This is a genomic window from Symbiopectobacterium sp., assembly GCF_051710365.1.
GTDB lineage: Bacteria > Pseudomonadota > Gammaproteobacteria > Enterobacterales > Enterobacteriaceae > Symbiopectobacterium.
Genome location: NZ_JBPETA010000066.1, coordinates 1 through 15,909 on the forward strand (window position 1 = coordinate 1; position 15,909 = coordinate 15,909).

The 15,909-nt window shown below is 52.1% G+C and carries 11 protein-coding genes, 1 tRNA gene and 4 pseudogenes; 4 read left to right on the forward strand and 12 right to left on the reverse strand.

The genetic code is table 11. The annotated features are described in order from the left end of the window. Window positions 1-169: 169 nt before the first annotated feature. The 5 genes and pseudogenes from ACTBDZ_RS08280 to ACTBDZ_RS08300 form a co-directional block, all read right to left on the reverse strand. Window positions 170-547, reverse strand: a complete 378-nt coding sequence (locus ACTBDZ_RS08280; protein ID WP_438814970.1) for a hypothetical protein — start codon at window positions 545-547, stop codon at window positions 170-172. Between the two features lie 156 nt (window positions 548-703). Beyond that, a pseudogene (locus ACTBDZ_RS08285) lies at window positions 704-1,726 on the reverse strand (integrase arm-type DNA-binding domain-containing protein); the annotation flags it as partial. Window positions 1,727-1,915: 189 nt separating this feature from the next. Continuing rightward, a tRNA-Pro gene (locus tag ACTBDZ_RS08290) sits at window positions 1,916-1,992 on the reverse strand. A 78-nt stretch (window positions 1,993-2,070) separates the two neighbouring features. Continuing rightward, window positions 2,071-3,774: an LPS biosynthesis-modulating metalloenzyme YejM gene (gene yejM / locus ACTBDZ_RS08295; protein WP_438814971.1), complete on the reverse strand. Its 1,704-nt coding sequence runs from the start codon at window positions 3,772-3,774 to the stop codon at window positions 2,071-2,073. 15 nt (window positions 3,775-3,789) lie between these two features. Then, entirely contained in the window at window positions 3,790-4,017 is a 228-nt protein-coding gene (locus ACTBDZ_RS08300; RefSeq protein ID WP_291971954.1) for a YejL family protein, read from the reverse strand. 166 nt (window positions 4,018-4,183) lie between these two features. Between ACTBDZ_RS08300 and yejK the strand changes: the two genes are divergently transcribed. Beyond that, complete coding sequence (gene yejK / locus ACTBDZ_RS08305) at window positions 4,184-5,194, forward strand: nucleoid-associated protein YejK (protein ID WP_438814972.1); 1,011 nt, start codon at window positions 4,184-4,186, stop codon at window positions 5,192-5,194. A 100-nt stretch (window positions 5,195-5,294) separates the two neighbouring features. On the opposite strand, the gene rplY is transcribed toward yejK, so the two are convergent. The 3 genes from rplY to ACTBDZ_RS08320 form a co-directional block, all read right to left on the reverse strand. After that, window positions 5,295-5,579, reverse strand: coding sequence for a 50S ribosomal protein L25 (gene rplY, locus ACTBDZ_RS08310; RefSeq protein WP_438814973.1), 285 nt, complete (start codon window positions 5,577-5,579; stop codon window positions 5,295-5,297). A gap of 172 nt (window positions 5,580-5,751) precedes the next feature. Further along, a complete protein-coding gene (locus ACTBDZ_RS08315; RefSeq protein ID WP_438814974.1) occupies window positions 5,752-7,518 on the reverse strand; it encodes a DEAD/DEAH box helicase in 1,767 nt (588 codons plus the stop codon). A 3-nt stretch (window positions 7,519-7,521) separates the two neighbouring features. Continuing rightward, a complete protein-coding gene (locus tag ACTBDZ_RS08320) occupies window positions 7,522-7,761 on the reverse strand; it encodes a YecH family metal-binding protein (protein WP_438814975.1) in 240 nt (79 codons plus the stop codon). Window positions 7,762-7,988: 227 nt separating this feature from the next. Here ACTBDZ_RS08320 and rsuA point away from each other — a divergent pair, with 227 nt between their 5' ends. From rsuA to ACTBDZ_RS08335, 3 genes and pseudogenes are all read left to right on the forward strand, one after another. Next, window positions 7,989-8,690, forward strand: a complete 702-nt coding sequence (gene rsuA, locus ACTBDZ_RS08325; protein WP_438814976.1) for a 16S rRNA pseudouridine(516) synthase RsuA — start codon at window positions 7,989-7,991, stop codon at window positions 8,688-8,690. A gap of 227 nt (window positions 8,691-8,917) precedes the next feature. Next, window positions 8,918-10,051 (forward strand): annotated as a pseudogene (locus ACTBDZ_RS08330) (Bcr/CflA family multidrug efflux MFS transporter). Window positions 10,052-10,511: 460 nt separating this feature from the next. Further along, window positions 10,512-10,871 (forward strand): YejG family protein, encoded by a 360-nt coding sequence (locus ACTBDZ_RS08335; protein ID WP_438814977.1) that lies wholly within the window; start codon window positions 10,512-10,514, stop codon window positions 10,869-10,871. A 36-nt stretch (window positions 10,872-10,907) separates the two neighbouring features. Here the strand turns inward: ACTBDZ_RS08335 and yejF are convergent. The 4 genes and pseudogenes from yejF to ACTBDZ_RS08355 all read right to left on the reverse strand — a co-directional run. After that, window positions 10,908-12,502 (reverse strand): annotated as a pseudogene (gene yejF / locus ACTBDZ_RS08340) (microcin C ABC transporter ATP-binding protein YejF). A gap of 1 nt (window position 12,503) precedes the next feature. Then, window positions 12,504-13,490: a microcin C ABC transporter permease YejB gene (gene yejB, locus ACTBDZ_RS08345; RefSeq protein ID WP_438814979.1), complete on the reverse strand. Its 987-nt coding sequence runs from the start codon at window positions 13,488-13,490 to the stop codon at window positions 12,504-12,506. Window positions 13,491-13,499: 9 nt separating this feature from the next. Further along, window positions 13,500-15,305 (reverse strand): annotated as a pseudogene (locus ACTBDZ_RS08350) (extracellular solute-binding protein); the annotation flags it as partial. Between the two features lie 346 nt (window positions 15,306-15,651). Further along, window positions 15,652-15,909: NlpC/P60 family protein (locus ACTBDZ_RS08355; RefSeq protein ID WP_438814978.1), on the reverse strand; the 258-nt coding region annotated here is incomplete at its 5' end.

The following is a 15,909-nucleotide window of genomic DNA, read 5'->3' on the forward strand; positions in this document are numbered from 1 at the left end:
CGCCTCAACGCTGATTTTCTTCATCAGGCGATCGAACTGGCTGAGATCTTCAGGGGTTTTGAGATTTTTGGCCAGTGCATTAGCCAGAGCCTGCAACTGTTTTTCGTCCATAAAGTAACCTGCTTTTAATGTTGGATTGAACATATCAAAATCAGGCAATTACACAAATTTATGTACAGGCTCTTCGGTGTTGTTGGTTGTCTGGCTTATTGAGAATGGAGGCAACCGTTTCAGCGAGAGCATTGGCGCTGATCTTGTCACAACATCGAAATGTATTGCCAGACTTCTCTACTAATTTTATTGATAATGCAGATATAATTTCAAGAGCGTGCTTTCTATTCGCAAATTTTGGCTCCCATTCAGTAACTATTGATGTCGAGGAGGTATTTTCTATCGAATAATCTTTATCGCTCTGTTGTTCGATAGCATTAACAGTTGGTTCCTGTTTTTTGTCGTCACTAGGGAAAAAATCGGGTCCTAAAATTTCAATGATATCCATTCTTTTGAAACCGTATTTTTCATAATCTGTAAGGTTGTTTTTTGCCATGAGAACCCCTTAGAACGGAATGTCATCTTCAAAATCAAATGGTGGGTTTGCTATTTCCTTGATAGCAGCTTGTGGAACAAAAGCTTCCTCTCCTGCATTGATTACTCTTTCCAGCAAATCCAATAAAAAAGGATTATCATCTCCATAATAATCATTCCCACATTGATATAATTTTCCAGCAACTTGATAGCCCATTCGTCGTAATGCGGCATTGGCGCTCTGGCTGTTCATCGGCAATGTTGGTTTTTTAAAGCTAGGAAATACGTATTCCCGGTGGGCACTGATTGGCTTCATCGCTTCCAGAACGGCTAGTGCCTGCTCGCATAGCGGTATTATGTGATCCCGGCGCATTTTCATTCGTCCGGCTGGTATCGTCCATGTTTTATCGTCAAGGTTAATCTCTTCCCAACGAGCCTCTGCGGCTTCAACCGGACGGGTTACGGTAAGTAGCTGCCATTCAATCAGTAGTCTGGTTTGCCGCTCTATGCTGGCAATGGATAACGCCTGCATAAGTTCGGGTAACTGCTCTGGTCGGATCGTCGGCATGTGTTTTTTAATCGGGGTAGGGAAGGCTTTACGAACGTTCGCAGCGGTGTTGAATTCTATCAGCCCGCTATTGGCGGCAAAGTCCATCACTTCATTGATACGTTGTAATACCCGTTTCAGGGTTTCGAGATTGCCGCGTGCCTTGATGGGTTCGAGGAGCAGAACAAATTTACGCGCTGGCAGTTCGTTAATAGGGGTGCTACCGATGTCCGGGAATACGTACTTTTCTAGAGAGCGCCAGATATCCTTTATGGTATTTGCAGCGAGATTCTGGTTTTTTTTCATTTCGTACCAGTCAGAGGCTACTTTCTGGAAGGTGTTGCCCCGTCGTAACTCCTCCGCTTCGCGTTTTTGCTGCTGGTGGGTTTGAGGATCGATACCCTGCGCAATGAGCGACCGATACGCCTCACGCTTTTTACGGGCATCGGCAAGCGTTACTTCATCTATAGAGCCAAAGCTGACCAGTGCACGTTTCTTATCATGTGGGCGGTAATAAGAGAATCGCCATATCTTTGAGCCGCTGGGTTTAATCAGTAGGTAAAGGCCGCCGCCGTCCTGTAGCGTGTACTCTTTGGCGTCCGGCTTTGCTGCTCGGATCTCTGTATTGGTGAGCGGGGTAGTTATACGTGCCATGCGGTATACCGGTTTTAGCTATACGGAATTTAGCTATATGTGAGTCGTATAGCTAACGGTATAGCTAAATTATCCGGCTGTAAACGGTGGAAACCGAAAGTTACAGACAACAAAAAACCCGAAAACTCATAGAGAATGCGGGTTCTTGTGGGGTTACCGGTCGTTTCAGAAACTTACCGGTGAAGAATTTGGTCGGCACGAGAGGATTTGAACCTCCGACCCCTGACACCCCATGACAGTGCGCTACCAAGCTGCGCTACGTGCCGACGCTATGGGGCGCTATATTACCGTCTCCTGAACCGATTGCAATAGCCAGCTGGCGCGATCGCTTTAGATTTAGGCAGTTAGTTGGCAATAAATCGCCTTTCGCTGGTGAGTACCTGTAACAGCAGCGGTAAACTTGGTTTTTCATCACGCATTTTTTCACCGTCGCTGTTGTAGGCATCGTAGCTGCCATTGGCTTCCAATTGGATGATCTGCTCTGGCGTTGTGATCATCAACGCACCGCGGTTGCCGTTCACCAGCCAGTTATTACGTCGCTGGGCCGCAAACAGGTCTTCCCCTTGCGCGTAATCCGTGGCGGACGTTTTGACATGCAGCAAGCGCTGCATTAGAGTGACCATAACGTCTTTTTGATCCGTCATTTTACTGATGGTCTGCGCCGGTGTGCCCGGCCAATGCACCACCAGTGGGATCTGCCACTGTGAGCGACGGTAGCGGCTGTCCTTATCCTGTTCGCTGGATTTTGCCGTAATAATCACGACGGTATTATCCAGTTTGCCTTGGCTTTGCAACGTATTAAGTATTGCGCTGATGTTTTGATCGGTGGCTTTAGCATCCGTTAGAACTCGGGTGCCAGTGGTGCCAAGCTCAATATAAGAGAACCACGGCGATGTGGGTTGCGTACCGGTTTCCAGCCACGTCTGCCACTGTTGAACGGTATCAACATCACGTTGAATTACCGGTACTGACAGCGAAAAATCTGACAGCAGTGCCTGGCGATAAAGCGGGTTATCAAAGCCGTTGCTTGAGAAAAGACCAAATTGATAGCCTTGTTGGTTCAGGGAAATTACCAACGCTGATGGCGTGCGTGCACTCAATACCCCATCCATGTAAGTGGTCGAGATGCCATAGAACAGGTTGAACAGGCTGCTTTGGGCATTCTGGCTGACATTGAAATGGTTGCTGAAGTGCACGTTCTCTTCTGCAAAACGCATCAACTGCGGCATACGGGTGAGCGGCAGTTGATCTGCCACCACAATCAATAGATTGTAGCCGCTGCCGGCATCGCGGAACTGAATATTGTTCAGCGGGTATTCCACCGTAATCGCCTCAGGGTTGCCCTGTAGCGCAATGCGTCGCTCATACGCTTGAGCGTCCAGCAGGCCGTGTTTTTCCAGAAATCGTCGCGCAGTCATCGGATAGGATAACGGCAATGTCGCGCGCTGCATGGTGATAGGGCGATAGAAGTTGGCATCGGCCCAGATATACATCATGTGCGAGGCGAAAAACGCACTGATAAATACCGCGGCGACCGGCATGCCAATGCGGTGACGGTTCAGACTACGCAGTTTTTGCCAGCACCAGGTGCCAAACAGCATCTCAACCATGAAAATCACGGGGATGCCGATAAACATCAGTTGCCAGTCACGGGCCAGGTCACTTTGCTCTGGATTGATCACCAACTCCCAGACGGTGAGATTCAAGTGCAGGTGGAAGCGGCTAAACACCTCCATATCCAGCAACAGCAGCGTCAGCCCCGCGGTTGCCAACGCTGCAGAGAGAAAACGCAGCAAACGCTGCGACATCACCACGAACGTCAAGGGAAAGACAATCAACAGGTAGACGGCAAAAACGATAAAACTAAAATGCCCCAGCCAACTGACAAGGGCATAGCTACGGCCTAGTAACGACGAGGGCCAATCCGCCACGAACAGATAGCGGCTGCCCACCCCCAGACTCAACAGGATGTTAAATAGCGCGAACCAATGCCCCCAACTGATCATCTGGGAAACTTTTTCGCGATAGTTGTGACGGTTGCTTACCATAGCCTCTGGTCGGTGTTAGTGCGCGTTGTGGGTAGTGATGGATGCCTGCAACGCATCAGCAAAAGAACGAGCCAATACCTGACGCTGCTCCGGTGCTACGCTGGTGTTGATAAGGTTGGTGACCATGTTGCCCAAAACCATCAAGGAGAGGTCAGTAGGGGTACGGTGTTTTTCCAATACGCTTACCAATTCGGAAAGCACTTGTTCGACGAGTTCGTCACTGTAACGGGATAATTGTGCCATAAAAGGGCGATTCTCAAGCTGATAAAGGGGAATATCTTACCGTAACGACCTGACGTTTTCCGCAATTTTATCATTTTAGCCTCAACCGCTGGCGTCTGGAGGCTTTCTCTTGCAGGGGACCTGCGTTGGTGTTTGAATACGCTCCTTGCCAAAAGGAGAGTTTATCATGAGTCTGGATATCGACCAGATTGCCTTGCATCAGCTTGTCAAACGTGATGAGCAAACGTTGGAGTTGGTGTTACGGGATTCGTTATTGGATGCCACCCCTGCCGTTGACGAGATGATGGCCGAGTTGCACCGTGTCTACAGTGCGAAAAACAAGGCCTACGGCGTGTTCGAGGAACAGAGCGAACTGGCCCAGGCACTGCGTGGCTGCCGTAAAGGGGAGGAGGATTTCCTTGGGTTTAGCCGCGCGGCCACGGCTCGGTTGCGTGATGAACTGGCGAAATATCCCTTTGCGGAAGGGGGCATCGTGCTGTTCTGCCAATACCGCTATCTGGCGGTTGAGTATCTGCTGGTGGCGGTGCTGAGCAGTTGCAGCAGCATGCGCGTCAATGAACAGCTGGATATTAGCAGTACGCACTATCTGGATATCCCCCATGCGGATATCGTGGCGCGTATCGATCTCACGGAATGGGAGACCAACCCGGAATCTCAACGCTATCTGACCTTCCTGAAAGGACGGGTAGGGCGTAAGGTCGCGGATTTCTTTATGGATTTCCTCGGTGCCAGCGCGGGGCTTGACACCAAAGCGCAGAATCGCGGCCTGTTGCAGGCGGTGGATGACTATTGTGCTGATGCGCAGCTGGATAAAAACGAGCGTCAGCAATACCGTCAGCAGGTGTACAGCTACTGCAATGAGCAATTGCAGGCAGGGGAAGAGATAGAGGTTGCTGCGTTGTCGCAGGAGCTGCCACCGTTGGGAGAGAAAACCTTCCATGCTTTTTCGGAAGAGCAGGGCTATGAATTGGAAGAGCGTTTCCCGGCGGATCGCAGCACGCTGCGCCAATTGACCAAGTTCGCTGGCAGTGGAGGTGGGTTGACGATCAACTTTGATGCTTTGCTGCTGGGCGAACGTATCTTCTGGGATCCGGCAACCGACACGCTTACCATTAAAGGTACGCCGCCGAATTTGCGCGATCAGCTACAGCGCCGTTCAAGCAGCGGTGATAAATAAGCGACCAGAAAACGAAAAACGCCGCATAAGCGGCGTTTTTCTTATCGACATTCTTGCTTGCGAGGAAAACTCGCTGCGTCCCACGGGTTTCCCCAAACGATTAAGCGCGAACGAAGTCGATGTGAGTCAGTTTCGGCTTGTAAGCGTGACGCTGAACAGCCTGAACTTTCACTTTTTCTTCTTTACCATCGACAACCAGGGTCAGAACTTCGCCGTAAAAACCTTCTTTAGCTTCCAGGTTTTTAACGCTGTCGTGATCTAGGGCGATAGATACCGGCGCTTCCGCACCACCGTAGATGATGGCTGGGAATTTGCTGGCTGCGCGCAGGCGGCGGCTCGCACCCTTACCCCGCTCTTTACGTACTTCTGCGTTAATAGTGATCATGATTTTCTCTATTTTAGAAAATACACCTGCTACAGGCGACCCAGCAACAGGTTAGGTTATTCGCAATGGAATGTGTTATTCACAATGGAACAGATTTGCTTTTGCATGACAAAAGCGGGCTGCATTCTAACGGAATATCCGCGTGGCGGCAAATGAAACCGTGTTACGCCAGCTAGCGTAATTCATTGGCACGCCGAAAACGGCCTTCATAATCAAACAGTTTTTCCCTCACTTGCCAAAAGCCTTGTCGCTGTTTGCCTTGGCGTCGCGCCACGACAAAGTCAGGCGCACGCAGGGCGGCCTGTTGGCGCAAGATATCCTGTGCGGATTGCCATGTCAGCACTAGCCCCGGCGCACGTTGGTGCACCCGTAAAAACTGCTGAGTAAATACGCGGCGCTGGGCAGGCGTATGCAGGCGAAAACGTTCGCTTACATCTGCGCCGTCTTCATCAACATAGGTGATCTTTAGCCATTCACCTTTCTCATCCTGTCCGGCCGTCATCTGCATGCCGCTACAGCGCAGCACCAGGGCATCTTTCAACTTGAGTGCGGCTTTTAGCATGTCGTCAGGATCGACCATAATGTGATCGCATTGGTGGCAACGACGCGCGGCAATGTCGTTTTCGGCACCACATTCCGGGCATACTTTAAAGCGGAAACGGTAATCGCACTGCGTTCGAACACCGTTATCGCCTTCTTCATAGCCCTGGCAGCGGCGACCATAGTGTTCGACGATATCACCCTCCGCCGTGGTTTTTCCCCAAAACAGGTTGGCAAAACCACACTGCGAGCAAAGCACTTGTACCGGTTGGCTACCGCTGTGCGGTTTATGGCTGCCTACTTCCGGCATATACAAATCATGGGGATTCCCGGCGTAATCCAGAATCAGGCAATCCGTTTTTCCCGGCGACAGGCGCAGGCCACGTCCGACGATCTGCTGATACAGGCTGACGGATTCCGTCGGACGCAGAATGGCGATAACGTCCACATGCGGCGCATCAAAGCCCGTCGTCAATACCGCCACGTTGACCAGATAGTGCAACTGTTGTTGCTTAAAGGCAGCGATCAGCGCATCGCGTTCTGCGGCAGGGGTTTCCCCGCTGATAAAAGCGGCTTTTTCTGAAGGCAACAGACCGTGTATTTCCCGGGCGTGCTCCACGGTTGCCGCAAAGATCATCACGCCTTTACGTTCGGTGCCGTAGCTGACTATCTGATTGACAATCTGGGGCGTCACGCGCTGCTGCCGTCGTAATTCACGGTTGAGTTCCGCGTCGCTGAACAGGCCGTGGGGCTGCTCGCTCAAACGGCTGAAATCATACTGCACCACTGGCATATCCATGCGCTGCGGCGGTACCAGAAAGCCGTGTTTGATCATGTAACGCAGCGGTAGTTCATAGATACAGTCGCGAAACAGGCATTGATCATCACCGCGTATCATGCCGTGATAGTGATACTGATAAATCCAGCCTTTCCCTAGGCGGTAAGGCGTTGCGGTAAGGCCGAGCAGGCGCAGTGTGGGGTTTTGTGCGCGCAGGTGCGTAATGATTTGCTGATATTGGCTGTCATCGTCATCGCTGATGCGGTGACATTCATCGATGATCAGTAGCGAGAACTGGGTAAAGGCGGGCAGATTACGCGCCACGGATTGCACGCTGCCAAACACCACTTTGCCTTCGCTGCGGCGTTGGTTAAGCCCAGCAGCAAAAATGTCGGCATCCAATCCCCAGGCGCAATATTTAGCGTGATTCTGTTCAACTAGCTCTTTGACATGCGCCAGCACCAACACGCGCCCTCGCGCTAACCGCGCCAGTTCGGCAATCACCAGACTTTTTCCTGCGCCGGTGGGCAGTACGATCAGCGCAGGGTGTTGATGTTGGCGAAAATAGGCCAGCGTGGCGGAAACCGCCTCCTGTTGATAGGGGCGTAAGGTGAACGCCATGGCCTAGTGTTGGCAAATCTTGCTGGCAGCCGTGTTAAACCCAGCGTCCTGTGGGATAAACTTGCCTTTGTTTGCCAGGAAAGCCACCAGCATGGCTGCGCTCATGTCGGCCGCGGAGCAGGTGTGGAAGCGTGCGTCGGCACCGAAACGCGCCTCAATGGCGGCAATCAGCCCCTCTGTGGTGTAGGATTCGGCAGAATCCAGCATCATATGCAGTACTTCATGACCGTGAATAGATGACATCGCGTGCTCCTGTAATAACCCTGAAAATAAAAGATGTATTTATTCTATATTTTTATGCGCCAGGGGCGAACCCTCGCCAGCGGTTAATGGAAAACAATCGCACATTTTGTGCGTATCCATTATCACAGGTGGGGGAAAACGTCGGACATTCTAGGAGCAATCGTCATCACTCGCTATACTACGACATGATTTTCCTTCCTTAACACAGACAGGCACTTGATTTTCTCATGCGATTGGACAAATTTTTATCCCAGCAACTCGGGATCAGCCGTGCATTGGTAGCACGGGAGCTGCGTGCGCAGCGCGTTACCGTTGATGGTGAGGTGGTTAAAAGCGGCGCATTCAAATTGGTACCTGAACATCAGGTTGAGTTCGATGGCAACGCGCTGGTGCAGCAGAATGGCCCGCGCTACTTCATGCTTAACAAGCCGCAGGGGTACGTGTGTTCAACGGAAGATCCGGATCACCCGACCATTCTCTATTTTATCGATGAGCCGGTTGCGCACAAACTGCATGCTGCGGGTCGATTGGATATTGATACCACCGGGCTGGTATTGCTGACCGACGATGGACAATGGTCGCACCGCATCACGTCACCCAAGCATCACTGCGAAAAAACCTATCTGGTCACGCTCGAACTGCCGCTGGCAGAGGATACGGCACACCAGTTTGAACAGGGGGTGCAACTGCACGGCGAAAAATCGCTGACCAAACCTGCGCAACTGGAAAAGCTGGATGACCATCAGGTCCGGTTAACCATTGGGGAAGGGCGCTACCACCAGGTCAAACGGATGTTCGCCGCCGTGGGAAACCGCGTGGTTGAGTTACACCGTGAGCGCATTGGTGCCATTGCGCTGGATGATGCGCTTGAGCCGGGCGAATATCGCGCACTGACGGAAGAAGAAGTAGCCAGCGTTTTGCCGCGTTGAGCCGACTTGCGCCATACTGCATGCAGTATGCGTTATGCGCTTGTCATCCACCTGATGTAAACAGGATGCGCCGCTGAACCGGCCATCAAGTCTATTTCAACCGTCACCGTGGTGGAGGCCTGCCGCTGCGGTGAATTTTTTTGTTTTGCGGGCAACACGCTGGGAGACATGCAGTGGGGAAAGCGCCATCACATAGTGGCTTGATTTTTATTCTTGGCTTGTTGTCGATGCTGACACCGTTTGCCATCGATATGTACCTGCCGGCGCTGCCGGTGATTGCCAAAGAGTTCGGCGTGGAGCCGGGCCAGGTGCAGATGACGTTAAGCGCCTACATCATGGGGTTTGCTATCGGTCAGTTATTCTACGGCCCGATGGCGGACAGCCTGGGACGTAAACCCGTGATTCTGGGGGGAACGCTGGTCTTTCATGTTGGCTGGCGTGGCCTGCGCGCTGGTGCAAACCATTGAACAGCTTAGCTTACCGTGCTGCGTATGCTGCACGGCTTGTCTGAGGCTGCGTCTGCGGTGGTGATTAATGCGCTGATGCGTGACACCTTCGCCAAAGATGAATTTTCGCGCATGATGTCATTTGTGATGCTAGTTATGACGGTCGCACCGCTGTTAACGCCGATGTTGGGCGGCGTGTTGCTGCTGTGGTTTAGCTGGCATGCGATTTTCTGGACGCTGGCCGGGCTGTCACTGATTGCCTCGGTGCTGGTGATGCGCTTTGTCAAAGAGTCGTTGCCGGTAGAAAAACGCCAGCCATTCCATTTTCGTACCACCGCCGGGAATTTCGCCTCGCTGTTTCGCCACAAAAAAGTCTTTAGCTACATGGTGGCAAGCGGGTTTTCGTTTTCTGGCATGTTCTCTTTTTTAAGCGCCGGCCCTTTTGTCTATATCGATCTCTACGGTGTGTCTCCGCAGCATTTCGGTTATTACTTTGCCCTGAACGTGGTCTTTCTGTTCCTGACCACCTACACCAATAGCAGTGTGGTGCGCCGCTTGGGGGCAAACCAGATGTTTCGCATCGGGCTACTGATACAGTTCGCTGTCGGTATCGCGCTGGTGGCTATCTACGCGTTGGATCTGGGCTTCTTGCCGTTGGTGTCGGGGGTGACTATCTATGTCGGCTGTATTGCGATGGTGATGTCAAATGCCATGGCCGTGATACTGGATGATTTTCCGCATATGGCGGGCACTGCGTCCTCGCTGGCTGGCACGCTACGCTTTGGCATGGGCGCACTGGTCGGAAGCCTGCTGCCACTGGTGAGTTTTACCAGAGCCTGGCCGATGATCGTCTCCATGTCACTCTGTTCCGTTGCCGCCTTCCTGCTTTACGGTTACGCAGCCCGCTCTCGCTGATTCCGCCCCCCCTTTTTCCGTTTGCCGCAGTGATGCGGGAAACGGAATTCTCTCGTTGCTGACCTTCAACGTCGGGCTCCATTATTTTGATCTTCCCTTTTTGTTCACGGTCAAGTGTTATCGATGTCACATTGTCTTTTTTTGGAATGTTGTTCTATAAATGTAAAATGTATGATTTAAAAGTGAACAATGTAAATAAAAGGAGTTGAGATATTGCAGGGAAAGCGTTAAATATAGGGCAACCTATAAAATCTTAAAATGTGATCAACGTGGCATTAATCAGTATTGCAATCATTTCCATTCGCTAAGAAGGGTGACTTATGACTATTGCAACGCGGATTCTTGTAGAAATGCTAATTCAGCAGTGCCGCCATATCCGGACACTGAGAGTAAACGTTCTTTCTTTGACGCCAATGTCATTGCGTTTGTTCACCATCATCATACCTGAGGGAAAGTAATAGTGGACACTCTCCAACTTTCGGTAGTGCATCGTTTGCCGCAAAGGTATCGTTGGCTATCGGGCTTCGCCGGTATCAAGGTGGAACCGATTCCGCTGAGCGGTATTCCCCTGCGGGGACGAGATGAGGACAACAACCTGATTGGCTTTAAATTATTAAGTCACGACGGCGAAATGGCATGGGTTATTTTACGTCAGTTGAACCAGTCCCTGGCTGAAATTCAGATTGATTGTGCCGTGTTGGAATGGGAAGGGGAACCCTGTCTGTTTTTACACCGTGATGATGAAAGCACAGCATTGTGTCGTCTTAAAAATGTGGGCGTCGCCATCGCGGAACCCCTGAGCGCGCTCTATCCGTTTTAAACGCCATGCCTCTGCCATGACATGGCGTGTGTGCCTCTACAGGGTAGCCATGCGCAGCAGTTCTTGTGTATAGACGCTCTGAGGCGCGGAAAAAACCTGTTCACAACGCCCTTGTTCTACCACCTCGCCTCGACGCAGCACGATAACCTGATGGCACAGCGCACGCACCACCTGTAGGTCATGGCTAATGAACAGATAAGCCAGCTGGCGTTTTTGCTGCAAGGTTTTCAATAATGTCAGAATCTGCGCCTGTACGGTTCTGTCCAGTGACGAGGTGGGTTCGTCAAGAATCAGCAGTGCGGGTTCGAGCACCAGCGCTCTGGCGATAGCAATACGCTGCCGCTGACCACCGGAGAATTCCGACGGGTAGCGGTGACGAAATTCGGGATTAAGGCCGACTTCGCGCATCACCTCAATAACCCGCTGTTCTCGATCGGAGGCACCCATCTTCTGGTGCACTTCCAGCCCTTCTTCGATAATTTGCAGCGCGGTGCGCCGTGGATTCAGCGACGAATTGGGGTCCTGAAACACCACTGGATCTGGCTACGCAGTGGTAACATTTGGCGGCGATTAAATTGGTGCAGCGGTTGTTCATCAAACACAATGTTACCGCGTGAGGCGATGAGCCGTAACAATGCCAGTCCTGTAGTGCTTTTCCCTGAACCGGATTCCCCCACCAGTCCCAGGCTTTCGCCACGACGTAAGGTGAAATTTAACCCATTGACGACGGTTTTTTCTGCCACTGTGCGCCGCAACAGCCCACGCTTGATGGGGAATGAAATCGAGAGCTTTTCTACGCGTAGCAGCGTCGGCGTATCATCCGGCAGAGGCAGCGCAGAACCGGAGGGTTCGGCATCCAGCAGCTGTCGGGTGTAGCTGTGCTGCGGTGCGGCGAAGAGGTCGCGGCAACGATTTTGTTCTACGCAGCGCCCACCCTGCATCACGGCAACCTTGTCCGCCAGTTGCTTGACGATATTCAGGTTATGCGTGATGAACAGCAGGCTTATACCCAACTCTTGCTTAAGTTCACGCAATAAGGTGAGAATTTGTGCCTGCACGGTGACATCCAGCGCGGTAGTTGGCTCATCAGCAATCAGCAAATCTGGCTGCATCAGCAGGGCCATCGCGATCATTACCCGCTGGCGTTCACCGCCCGACAGTTGATGAGGAAAGTCTTTCAGGCGCGTCTGTGCCTGCCGTATGCCAACGCGATCCAAACAGGTAAGCACTTCACTGCGCGCAACGTCTCGCGTCATTGCGCGGTGCAACGTCACCACTTCCATCAATTGCTTTTCAATGCTGTGCAGCGGGTTCAGTGACACCATCGGTTCCTGGAAGATCATGGCGATACGGTTGCCGCGCAGTTCGCGTAACCGTGTTTCTGGCGCATGCAGCAGCGATTCACCGTCAAACAGGATATCCCCTTGAGGATAGATAACCGGTGGAGAAGGCAGCAGGCGCAGTACCGACAGCGCAGTGACGCTCTTGCCCGAGCCGGATTCACCCACCAGCGCCAGCGTTTCACCGCGCTCGACGTTGAAGGATACCGAATCCACCACCTGATGCACCTGTTCACCCTGGCGAAACGCGATGCTGAGATCCTCAATCTGTAACAGTGGAGTTGGGTTCATATCAATGTGCCTTGCTGGGATCAAAAGCGTCTCGCACCGCTTCGCCAATAAAAATCAGTAACGACAACAGGGTTGCCAACACCAAAAATACGGTAATGCCGAGCCAGGGAGCCTGAAGATTATTCTTCCCTTCCAGCAGCATGGCGTTGCGGAAGACATGGCGGTACAGAATGCTGTTTTCGTCCAGCCCTTTGGCACGTGCGGTGACCACATATTGCTTGCGAATCTCGTCCATAAACGAGTTTTTGGTCAGCATGGTCAGCGTTGCAAAGCCGCCAATCACCGTTGCCAGTACGGGCAACGTGATGTACCACAGGTAATCGGTGATTTTACTGTACCAGGGCAGGGTGTCGAAATTACTCGATACCAGCCCGCGCAGCGGGAACCAGTCCAGATAGCTGCCGCCGGCAAACAGCACAATCAGCAAGATGGCAAACAAGAATGCCGGGATAGCATAGCCGACAATAATCAGGGTGCTGCTCCAGGTATCAAACGGTGTACCGTTCTTGACCGCCTTTTTGATGCCAAGTGGGATTGAGACCAGATAAATGATCAGAGTGCTCCATAACCCCAGTGTGATAGAAACCGGCATACTCTGCTTGATAAGCTCAATCACCGAGGAGCCGCGAAACAGGCTATCGCCAAAATCCAATCGGGCATAGTTCCACAGCAGCGTGAAATAGCGCTCGTGAATCGGCTTATCAAACCCGTAGCGTTTGGTGATTTCCGCAATCACCTCTGGGTCCAGCCCGCGAGCGCCACGGTAGGCATTTTCCACGGTCAGTGTACCACCGCCGCTACGCGCCATCGCACCATCCATGCCGCCACCGGCACCAAACCCGCTGCCCTGACCCATTTCGATGGCGGCAATGGCCTGATCAACCGGGCCACCTGGGGCTATCTGCACAATAAAAAAGTTAATAGTAATAATGGCCCACAGCGTGGGGATCACCAGCAAAAGTCGGCGTAGTAAATAGGTTCCCACCATGGCTCCTTGACGGCGTTCGGGCGGCAATGACTGCGCCCGCTGTGTATCGTACCACCAGCTATCCAACCCTAACGTATAGGTCGGTCGGGTTGCTGACATGGCGAATTTATCCCAGTAAGCGTAGCGATCGTGATTGGAGTACCACATGGGGATCATGAATTGATTCCAGGTCACTACCCGGTCCAGCGCGCGGCCAAGGGACAGCAATTCCGCCTTATTGCCCTGATGCGCATCGATTTGCTCAATAAGCGCGTCAATGGCAGGATCGCTCACGCCCGCCGTGTTATAGGTTGAATCGAGGTATTTCGTATGCCAGCCAAATTTGAGGTTGCCATCCGGGTAAATTCTTGCCGGGTAAAGGCGGGCGAGCATATCAAAATCGCGGGCGCGCAGACGATTGGTGAACTGCCCGCTGTCAATCAGGCGCAGCTTCATATCGATGCCCAAACGTTTGAGATTTTGCTGGAACGGCAGTACGTACTGCACGTTGGCAGCGCTGGGGAGCAATAATTCGAAGGTAAACGGTTGTCCGGTTTTGCGGTTGACCAACTTCTGGTTTTTCAATTCCCAGCCAGCGTCCTCAAGCAACTGCAAGGCCTGTTGCCAATGGGCGCGATCGTAGCCGCTGCCATCACTTTCTGGCGGTTGAAAGCTGGGGCCAAACACTTCAGGCGGTATTTTGTCCCTGAGCGGCTCCAGCCATTTCAATTCCTCTGGGCTGGGAGTACCTTGCGCGGCATATTCTGTGTTTTGGAACAGGCTGTTAACGCGCTGATAGGCGTTGTAATAGAACGCCTTGTTCATCCAGTTAAAATCAAAATTAAGCCCAATGGCTTGTCGGATGCGGCGATCCTGAAACAGCGGACGCTCAATATTGAACACCAGCCAGCGGGTATCCTGTGCCGCTTGATTCGCCCGATCGCGCTTGACGATATAACCCCGAGCGAAGTTACCGCCCTGATACTGCGTTGCCCAGTGCTTGGGTGATCCTTCGACACGCAGATCGAAAGCGCCCGCTTTAAACGCTTCCAGCGCGACACTGTCATCCAGATAGTAGTCGTAACGGATTTGGTCGAAATTATTCAAACCGCGATTCACCGGTAGATCGGCTCTCCAATAGTCTTGTACCCGTTTGTAGGTCACATATTGGTCGGTGCGGTAGGAGGTGATGCGGTAGGGGCCACTGGCCGGTGGGGGATAGGACAACGGATCGGCAAGACTGTGATTTTTCCAGAAACTTTCAGGCATAACGGGCAATGTCAGCATCCCCAGCAGCCGTTCTTTATCCGGCTCAGGCATTTCCAGCCGCACGGTGCGCGGCCCGATAGCGGTCACCGTGACGCCTTTGTACACCACGCGGAACTGTGGAACCCCTTGCGTCATAAACATATTGAAGGTGAAGGCTACATCAGAGGCTAAAATCGGTGAGCCGTCGTGAAACGTGGTTTTTGGGTTCAGTTCCACTTCCATCCAACGAAAATCGTCAGCATGGCGCGCATGCAGTGCAATCAGCGGGTAAAAGCTACCCGGCTCATCATCGGATAAGGTAAACAGCGTATCGTACAGGCGTTCGGTACGCTCAGCCGCCACGCCGCGTAACGCAAAACGGTTGAAGTTATCATAAGTTCCCAAAGCGCTGAGTGTGATGCTCCCCCCTTTGGGCGCGTCAGGGTTGACGTAACCAAAATGCGTGAATCCCTCGGGATATTTAGGCTCTCCCAACAAGGCGAACGAGGTGTTCTGTTGGACGGTGTCGGCAAAGGCTCCCCAACAAAGAGAACCGAGCAAAGCCAGGGTGGCCACACGTTTTAGCATTGCGCTGTGTTTCTCCTGCAAAGCCGTGCAATTATCTTGCATCAGACCAAAGTTGCGGTGATTTTCATTTGCATCACTTGAATATAGGTCAAACCGATGTTGCCGCCTATAGGTAATAGGTCAGCCCGTCCCTTTTTACCATGAAAATTACGTGTAACCTACTTTATATCAGAGAGTTGAACAGCTTTTCATCAAGCGTGACGTTTAGCCTGGAGCGTGGAGGTTGGTGTATGTCGCATCATGACAAAAAAAAAACGCCGCTGGTTAAGCGGCGCTCTGTTTTCGTTTCGTTTTGCACATCAAGGGAAATGTGACTAACTGGTCATATTATTAACTGATCTTGTCGTTAGCTGGTGGCACCTTTGCTGAAAATGCGGCGACCTTCCTGATAACGTTTATTCCAATAGGCATCGTCCATGCTGGAAATCATCACACCCGCACGGGTGGAGGCATGAACAAACTGGTTATTACCAATGTAGATGCCAACGTGACGACCGGTGGAACCAGCGCGGAACAGCACCAAATCACCGGGGCGAAGTTTGCCGCGCTGCACCTGAATGCCCGATTCCTGCTGTTCATAGGTTGAACGCGGTAGTTCCATGCC